The organism is Raineya sp. (assembly GCF_053497555.1).
In genome coordinates, this window is record NZ_JBRCWE010000004.1 from 1 (window position 1) to 8,599 (window position 8,599).

The window sequence follows — 8,599 nt, forward strand, 5'->3', positions numbered from 1 at the left end:
ATGAAAAGTAATATTTTAGTTTCAGCACCTAAATATACAACTTTCATTGGAAATCTTTTTCAATCCTAAACAACTTCAAAATAAAAAAGTAAAAATTTTTATGAAAATTGGTTTATTTTTTGGTTCTTTCAATCCTATACACATAGGGCATCTGATAATTGCCAACACAATGGCAGAAAATACGGATTTGCGGGAAGTTTGGTTTGTCATTTCGCCACACAATCCGCATAAGAAAAAAGAAAGCCTTTTGCACGCCTTCGACCGCTACGATATGGTTGAAAAAGCTATTTACGATAATCCTCGCTTACGTGCTTGCGATATAGAATTTCACTTGCCCCAACCCAGTTATACCATTCATACACTCACCCATTTACAAGAAAAATATCCCCAAAAGCAGTTTGTCCTTATTATGGGTAGCGATAATCTTGTAAATTTCAAGAACTGGAAAAATTATGAAAAAATTTTGGAATATTACGAATTGTATGTGTATCCACGCCCCCAAACGCCTGCTACCGAATTTGATAATCACCCTAAAATAAAATGGATAAAAGCCCCACTAATGGATATTTCAGCCACTTACCTACGCGAGTGCATACGTGAGGGCAAATCTATACGTTACCTTGTACCCGAAGCCGTAGCAGAGCTAATTCAACGTAAAAAGTTTTACCAATGAACTTACATCAATTAGAATACATTTTGGCAGTAGATAAATTCAAAAGTTTCAGCAAAGCCGCCGACTACTGCAATGTTACCCAAGCCACTTTGAGTGCTATGGTCAAAAAATTGGAAGACGAGCTTGGTGTTATTCTTTTTGATAGGAAATCGCAACCTATCGTAACTACCGAAATAGGCAAGGAAATCCTATTGGAGGCTCAGAAGGTACTACTGCATACCGAAAAAATTTTAGATATTGCCCAAAAAGATAAAAAGCAAATTGCAGGCAAAGCCAAAATTGGAATTATTCCTACCATAGCAGGGACACTACTGCCCAAAATATTTCACCCTATTTTAGAAAAATTACCTCATTTGGTATTGGAGGTAAAAGAATTTACTACCGAAAACATTATCCGCAAACTGCGTGAGGGCAGTTTGGATATGGGCATTTTGGCAACCCCTCTGAACCAAACTGATATTGAGGAGGAGATTTTGTTTTATGAAATGCTAATCATTTATGGAAAAACACCCAATAGCAAAGAATATTTGGTTTCCACAGAGTTAGAAAATGAAAAGTTTTGGCTTTTGGAAGAAGGAAATTGTTTGCGAAATCAGTCCATAGAGCTTTGTAATTTACAAAAGTCGGAATATTTGCCCAAAAATCTTTTTTTTGAGGCAAGTTCTTTTGATACACTACTGAATATGGTAGATCAGCTCGGCGGACTCACCCTCATTCCCGAACTATACTACCAAAACCTCCCCGAAAATCGGAAACAGAAAACTGCTTTTTTTCAGAAACCTATTCCTGTACGTGAAGTAAGTTTAGTATATTATCGCCCCTTTGCCAAAATAAGCACTATCCAAGCCCTTGCCGAAATTATCAGACAAAGCATTACACCAATACTAATGAGCAGTAACTATCGGAAAAATGATTTGATTATTTTGCCTGTGTAAGCACTTTTTTGGGAATATCACGCTCCCATTTACGGCAAATTGTGCCTTCGCAACGCACCAGTGTCCAATTATTTTGCAAAGCCATTGCCAGCAAACGCTTGCGAAGTTTGCGAGGGTAGAATATTTTGCGAGAAATTTTAGAGCGTCTATAAGGTTTCATTATACCCATTTGGGCGAGTACATCATAAGTTGCCGCCGCACATCGCATTCCAAAGAAGGCATAATCGTAAGGAGTTTCTTGTAAGTATTTTTGAGCTACCTGCTGAAAAATTTGTTTTTGTTTTTCATCAATAGGAATATACACCACTGCTTTTTTCATTTTTTCGGTATCCCCACCCAAAATGGAATAAAACTCGTTGTAAGAGGAAAGTAAATAGGTGCTATGTTTGTTTTTAGCATTCGGAAAGATATGAAATGAGCCTTTTCGGGTAAAATTAAGGATTTGATTGCTATCCAGTCCGAGTCCTACGTGTCCGCCCAAAATCCCTCCAAACCAACGTTTTTCTGTTTTTTTGAACTTTTTAGCAGGTTTTGAACCATACAAGAAATGCACTTGCAAATACATCTCTTCCTGTGGCTCTTGGGCAAAAAGAAGCGAAAAAGGCAAAATCAGCAAGAATAAGATGAGATTTTTCATAGTTTTGAAGCTACTATTTTTGTAAAGTCTGCCTCATTATGAAATTTCCCGAAAGATACACACTTTCGGGAAATTTTGCAATAGCCATACAGCCTTAATATACGTGCTGACCGCCATTGATAGAGTAATTTGCCCCTGTAATAAAGCTGGCTTTTTCGGAAGCAAGGAAAGAAACCAAATAAGCGATTTCCTCTGTACCACCAAGCCTACCCACAGGTATTTGAGCAATAATTTGATTACGTACATCTTCACGTACAGCCATTACCATATCGGTTGCAATATAGCCGGGCGAAATGGTATTGACGGTAATGCCTTTGGAAGCCACTTCCATTGCAAGGGTTTTGGTAAATCCGTGCATACCTGCTTTGGCGGCAGAATAATTAGCCTGCCCGAATTGCCCTCTTTGTCCATTTACAGAAGAAATATTGATAATTCTACCATAAGCACGCTCTCTCATACCCTCAATTACGTGGCGAGTGCAATTGAAAACGCTGTACAGATTAGTTTTTAGCACCGCGTCCCAATCTTCGTAGGTCATCTTATGGAAAGGTTTATCGCGTGTAATACCCGCATTATTCACCAAAACATCAATGGGACCCACTTCTGCTTCAATTTTTTTGACCATTTCGCCACAAGAGTTAAAATCGCTTACATCAGCATAGAAGCAGTCAAACTCGAAGCCCTCGGCTTTCATTTTTTCTTGCCATTCTTTGAGCTTATCGGGATTGCGGTAATGAGCACAAACACGATAGCCATCTTTCTGCAATTGTTGGCACATAGCCGTACCTAAGCCACCTGTGGCTCCAGTAACAAGAGCTACACGTTTTCCATTCTTATCCATAATAGTAAAAGTTTAGGGTTTGCGTTTTGTTACAAAACTAATCATCTGTACTAATTTTTCAAGATTTTTTTGCATTTTTTTTAGCGAAAAAAGTTTTTCTACTTTTTTTGCAAAATATTCTATCTTTTTTGTTATTTTGCTTTGTTAAACCCTAAACAATTATGCAAGCACAAGAAATTCTTTACGATGCCGTTCCTTCTTTGGATTTAGCCGATTTCACATCAGGAGACCCTGTACGAAAAAAGCAATTTGTAGAAAAATTGGGCGAAGCCTACAACAACATTGGTTTTGTAGCTATCAAAAATCACGGATTGAGTGATGAACTCGTAGAAAACCTTTACAAAGCGGTAAAAGCCTTTTTTGCACTTCCTGAAGAAGTGAAGAAAAAGTATGAAATTGAGGGACTTGCAGGGCAAAGAGGCTATACAGGTAAAAACAAAGAACACGCCAAAGGACGCAACGTGGGCGATTTGAAAGAGTTTTATCACGTGGGGCAAGAAATTAGCGATATTCCCGATACCGACCCTGTAAAAAAGGAATACCCTGCCAATATCTTTCCCGAAGAGATACCCGATTTCAAGACTTACACGCTACAAGCCTACAAAACTTTGGAAAATACAGGCAAAATTATGCTTCAAGCCATTGCTTTGTATTTGGGGTTAGATGAGCATTACTTTGATGATAAAGTTGCCTATGGCAATAGTATTTTAAGAGCCTTGCACTACTACCCTATCGAAGACCCCGATTCCGTGCCTGCTGATGCGGTTCGTGCCGCCGCTCACGGCGATATAAACCTCATTACACTGCTAATGGGAGCAAGTGCCGAAGGTCTGGAAGTGCTACGCCGCGATGGCAAATGGATTCCTATTACTGCTTTGCCCGAGCAAATTGTGGTGAATGTCGGTGATATGCTGGATAGACTGACAAACAACAAGCTCAAATCTACTATTCACCGCGTTGTCAATCCGCCTCGCGAAAAAATGAATACCTCTCGTTATTCTATTCCATTTTTTATGCACCCACGCTCCGAAATGGATTTAACTTGCCTGCCTTCCTGTATAGATGAAGACCACCCCAAACTATATTCCGATATGACCGCAGGCGAGTTTCTTAATGAGCGTCTGTACGAGCTGGGTTTGAAAAAATAAATCATAAAAAAGCAAGCGGCAACCTATGAATTCAGGTTGTCGCTTGTGTGAAAAACAGCAATAACTATGATTAAAGCAAAACCCTTCGTAAAATGGGTAGGCGGTAAAAACCAACTTTTAGAACAATTTGAGGAATATTACCCCAATGAACTCCGAAAAGGAAAAATTAGAAACTACATTGAGCCTTTTTTAGGAGGAGGTGCTTTATTCTTTGCAATATCTCAACGTTATAAAATAGAAAAGGCTTATTTATCCGACCTCAACAAAGACCTGATTTTAACTTATCAAGTTATCCAACAAAATCCCTACGATTTGCTAGAATTTTTGGAGCAATACCAAAAAGAATACGACAATACCCCGCAAGAAAAAAGATTGGATTTGTTTTTAGAAATTCGCCAACATTTCAACCGACAGCGTTTTGAAATCAACTATAAAAAAATTGCCGATAATTGGATTCCAAGAGCCGCTCAATTTATATTTTTGAATAAAACTTGCTTCAATGGTCTTTTTCGCCTCAACTCAAAAGGTGAGTTTAATGTGCCTTTTGGAAAATATAAAACCGCTACTATTTTTGATAAAAACAATATTTTAGCCGCTTCCAAGGCTCTGCAAAGTGCCGAAATAGTACAAGCTAATTATGCAAGTTGCTTTGATAAAGTTGATGAAAGTTCTTTCGTTTATCTTGACCCCCCTTACAGACCTATCAGTCCTACTGCCGGTTTTACGACTTACACAGGTACAGAGTTTTCAGATAAAAACCAACAAGAATTGGCTCATTTTTTCCACAAATTGGATACTGAAAAAGGTGCAAAGTTAATGCTTTCTAATTCAGACCCAAAAAATGAAAATCCTAATGACGACTTTTTTGAAAAAGCATACGCCGGGTACAATATTTTTAGAGTTTCTGCCAAAAGAGTTGTAAATTGCAATGGTGAAAAGCGAGGAAAAATAAATGAACTTTTAATTACAAACTACCCCTATGAACCACAAACCTTGGCTATCCATTTTTGAAGCCTATCAAATTCACAAACACGATTTTTCTAAAAAACCTTTCATACTAACCGCTGAGCAAATCAAAAAAGCTACTTCGCATTTTACAAATACCACCGAAAGAGAAGTTCGTGTTTTATGCAAACAAGATACCCGAGAAAGCAGACCGCAAGTCTTTATAGAAAACAACTTGTTCATTTTACCTATCAAAAACGGTACTTATGCTATTTTGCAAGGAGAAGGTTATACAGATATACCTCAAATTACTGCCCCCACAAAAATTTATAAATCCAAACTTGATTTTGAATTAGAAACTTCCCAGGTGGGCAACTCCGAGATGCAACATTTAGACTTTGCTTATGCTTCAAGCCTTATTCGTAGTTTTTTGGAAGATGAAAGTCTGGTTCTGACCATTAGGGGTAGAAAATATACTCCTAAATTTGATTTTTACGCAGGAAAACACCAACAACTTATTACTGCCCAAAGCGTTCAAACAGAAGTAGATGCGGGTTATGAAGGCAAAAATCAGGTTGTTTTGATAGAAGCTAAAAATGCTTCCACGCAAAACGTCATTATCAGACAATTGTACTATCCCTTTCGCCAATGGCAACATTATACCCAAAAAAGAATTAGCATGCTTTTCTTTGAAAAAAGAGGAAAAGAGTATTCCCTTTGGGAATTCGGCTTTGCAGATACCCAAAACTACAATAGCATAAAGCTACTAAAAAGTGCAAAATTTGAAGTAAAATAAAGCTATTTCAACTCACTTTCGCCCCGTTCCACACTTTTGCCGAAGGCTCAATAAATTTCAAAGAACCATCAGCATCTTCTGCCATTAAAATCATTCCATTGGAAACCTCGCCCATCATTTTGCGGGGGGCTAAATTACACAATACACACACTTGCCTGCCTATAATCTCTTCGGGGCTGTAATATTTGGCTATGCCGCTTAGCACCACCCTTTGGTCTATGCCTGTATCCAGAAGTAATTTGAGCAATTTTTCAGATTTAGGCATTTTTTCTGCTTTCAAAATGGTAGCAATGCGAATATCTAACTTACTAAAATCGTCATAGCTAATTTCAGAGGCGAGCGGCTGAGGCTTTTTATTTTGCAGTTCATTTGCCTTTTTGCTTTCGGCAAGTTTTTGCAGTTGCTTTTGAATAGCCTCATCTTCAATTTTTTCAAAAAGTAAGCCCAAATTTTCTATGGTTTGCCCTGCTACAAGCAAATCTTGCGAGCCAAGTTCTTTCCAATAAAACCGCCCCAATTGCAAAGCCTTTTGCAATTTTTGGGCTGTAAAAGGTAAAAAAGGCTCTGCCAAAAAAGCTAAATTCCCTACAATTTGCAAAGCCAAATGCAAAACATTACCAATTCTTTCCCGATTGCTCTCAAAATCTTTGGCAAGTTTCCAAGGTTCATTTTCTTGCAAATATCTATTGCCCAATGTAGAAAGTTCCATTACATAGCCCAAAGCCTCACGGAAACGATAGTTTTCAATGCTATCGGCGATTTTGGCAGGAAAAGTTTTGAGGTTTTCCAGCAAATCAATATCCGATTTTTGGATAAAATTTTCGTTCAGAGCAGGTACAATGCCCTGAAAATACTTGTGCGTAAGCGTAATAACACGATTGACAAAATTGCCCAAATTCGCTACCAGTTCGTTATTGTTGCGTTCCTGAAAATCTTTCCAAGTAAAATTGTTGTCTTTGGTCTCGGGGGCATTGGCAGTGAGAACATACCGCAAAATATCTTGCTTTTGAGGGAAACCTTGCAGGTATTCATCAAGCCATACTGCCCAATTCCGAGAGGTAGAAATTTTTTCGTCCTCCAAATTCAAAAATTCGTTGGCAGGGACGTTATCAGGCAGAATATACGAGCCTTCAGCTTTCAGAATAGCAGGGAAAATAATGCAGTGAAAAACAATGTTATCTTTCCCGATAAAATGCACCAACTTGGTAGAAGGATTTTTCCAATACAATTTCCAGTCTTCGGCATTGCCGTTTTTCCCTTCCCCGAAGGGATATTTTTGCTCAAAATAATCTTTGGTAGCCGAAATATAGCCTATGGGGGCATCAAACCACACATACATTACTTTGCCTTCGGTATTGGGAATGGGCAAAGGCACACCCCAATCCAAATCTCTTGTCATCGGACGCGGTTGCAGACCTGCATCTAACCAAGATTTACATTGCCCATAAACATTCGTTTTCCACTCTTTATGCTCTTCTAAAATCCACTGCTTGAGCCAACTTTCAAACTCATTGAGCGGAAAAAACCAATGTTTGGTAGGTTTTTTGATAGGGGTAGCGTCAGAGAGTTTGGAGCGAGGATTGATGAGTTTATCAGGAGTGAGCGAGGAGCCACATTTTTCGCACTGGTCGCCATAGGCATCGGCATAGCCACAGACAGGGCAAGTGCCTACAATGTATCTATCTGCTAAAAATTTATTTGCTACGGGGTCAAAATATTGTTCGGTAGTTTCTTCAAGAAAAACACCTTTATCGTACAAGGTCTTGAAAATTTCTTGGGCAGTTTGGTAATGAATAGCTTTGGAGGTACGCGAGTAAATATCAAAACTAATGCCGAATTGCTCAAAAGATTCGCGTATGAGCTTATCGTATTTATCTACTACTTCTTGCACCGATACGCCCTCTTTGGCGGCACGAATAGTAACAGGAACGCCATGTTCGTCGGAGCCGCAAATAAATAATACATCTTGCTGATTGAGCCTTAAATATCTACAATAAATATCTGCGGGGATATACACTCCTGCCAAATGTCCAATATGAATCCCTCCATTGGCATAGGGTAAAGCCGCCGTAACCAAGTAACGCTGAAATTTCTTAGCCATTGCTATTTTTCTTTTTTTAGCCTGCAAGTTAGAATTTTTCTGCATTACGGAAAAAGGTCTTGACTGATAAAAATCCAATTTTACCCAAAAATCCCCCAAAAAGGGGGTTGTTTTTTTGCCTCGTTTTTCATATTTTGCTTTCAAATTTGTATTGGCATGAAAAAATTTATCTTTTTTCTCGTTTTATGCTTTGGATTGGGGCTGTATGGCTTTGCCCAAAGTTGGGAAAAACTTGACACAATAGCTTCCAACTTTCTTAAAATAGGGAACTACAATGACGCTGTTAAAAACTTTTGTCTCGCCTACGAAAAAATACAAAAAGAATTGGGAGAAGAAAATGACAAAGGCAGTTATGTTCTGAAAAAATTAGCTTATGCCTTACTAAAAAATGGCAATTATGAAGAAGCTAAAAGTGAATGTAAAAAGTTATTAGAAATCTTTAATAAATCAAAAAATCAAAATAGTGATTATGCCTATGTTACTTATATTTTAGCAGAGAAGTTGTTTAGGATTGAAAAAGATT

Annotated in this window: 9 protein-coding genes; 6 read left to right on the forward strand and 3 right to left on the reverse strand. The window is 38.2% G+C overall.

Translation table 11 applies throughout. The features are described 5' to 3' along the window. The first annotated feature begins 100 nt into the window (after positions 1 to 100). Together nadD and ACWITO_RS00365 are read left to right on the forward strand one after the other, a co-directional pair. On the forward strand, positions 101 to 673 hold the full coding sequence (nadD, locus tag ACWITO_RS00360) for a nicotinate (nicotinamide) nucleotide adenylyltransferase (RefSeq protein WP_448528019.1): 573 nt from the start codon (positions 101 to 103) through the stop codon (positions 671 to 673). Further along, a complete protein-coding gene (locus ACWITO_RS00365) occupies positions 670 to 1,608 on the forward strand; it encodes a LysR substrate-binding domain-containing protein (protein ID WP_448528020.1) in 939 nt (312 codons plus the stop codon). The genes nadD and ACWITO_RS00365 overlap by 4 nt, the downstream gene beginning before the upstream one ends. Here ACWITO_RS00365 and ACWITO_RS00370 read toward each other — a convergent pair. Next, complete coding sequence (locus ACWITO_RS00370) at positions 1,592 to 2,245, reverse strand: hypothetical protein (protein WP_448528021.1); 654 nt, start codon at positions 2,243 to 2,245, stop codon at positions 1,592 to 1,594. The genes ACWITO_RS00365 and ACWITO_RS00370 overlap by 17 nt on opposite strands. Positions 2,246 to 2,339: 94 nt before the next feature. Continuing rightward, complete coding sequence (phbB, locus tag ACWITO_RS00375) at positions 2,340 to 3,086, reverse strand: acetoacetyl-CoA reductase (RefSeq protein ID WP_448528022.1); 747 nt, start codon at positions 3,084 to 3,086, stop codon at positions 2,340 to 2,342. Between the two features lie 161 nt (positions 3,087 to 3,247). Between phbB and ACWITO_RS00380 the strand changes: the two genes are divergently transcribed. From ACWITO_RS00380 to ACWITO_RS00390, 3 genes are all read left to right on the forward strand, one after another. Next, positions 3,248 to 4,234, forward strand: coding sequence for an isopenicillin N synthase family dioxygenase (locus ACWITO_RS00380; protein ID WP_448528023.1), 987 nt, complete (start codon positions 3,248 to 3,250; stop codon positions 4,232 to 4,234). A gap of 66 nt (positions 4,235 to 4,300) precedes the next feature. Next, the gene (locus tag ACWITO_RS00385; protein WP_448528024.1) at positions 4,301 to 5,245 is read left to right on the forward strand and encodes a DNA adenine methylase; all 945 of its coding nucleotides are present in this window, start codon (positions 4,301 to 4,303) and stop codon (positions 5,243 to 5,245) included. Further along, the gene (locus ACWITO_RS00390) at positions 5,214 to 5,975 is read left to right on the forward strand and encodes a type II restriction enzyme (RefSeq protein ID WP_448528025.1); all 762 of its coding nucleotides are present in this window, start codon (positions 5,214 to 5,216) and stop codon (positions 5,973 to 5,975) included. Before ACWITO_RS00385 ends, ACWITO_RS00390 begins: the two co-directional genes overlap by 32 nt. Positions 5,976 to 5,982: 7 nt before the next feature. Here the strand turns inward: ACWITO_RS00390 and metG are convergent, their stop codons facing one another. Continuing rightward, entirely contained in the window at positions 5,983 to 8,076 is a 2,094-nt protein-coding gene (metG, locus tag ACWITO_RS00395; RefSeq protein WP_448528026.1) for a methionine--tRNA ligase, read from the reverse strand. Between the two features lie 156 nt (positions 8,077 to 8,232). Between metG and ACWITO_RS00400 the strand changes: the two genes are divergently transcribed. After that, positions 8,233 to 8,599: hypothetical protein (locus tag ACWITO_RS00400; RefSeq protein WP_448528027.1), on the forward strand; the 367-nt coding region annotated here is incomplete at its 3' end.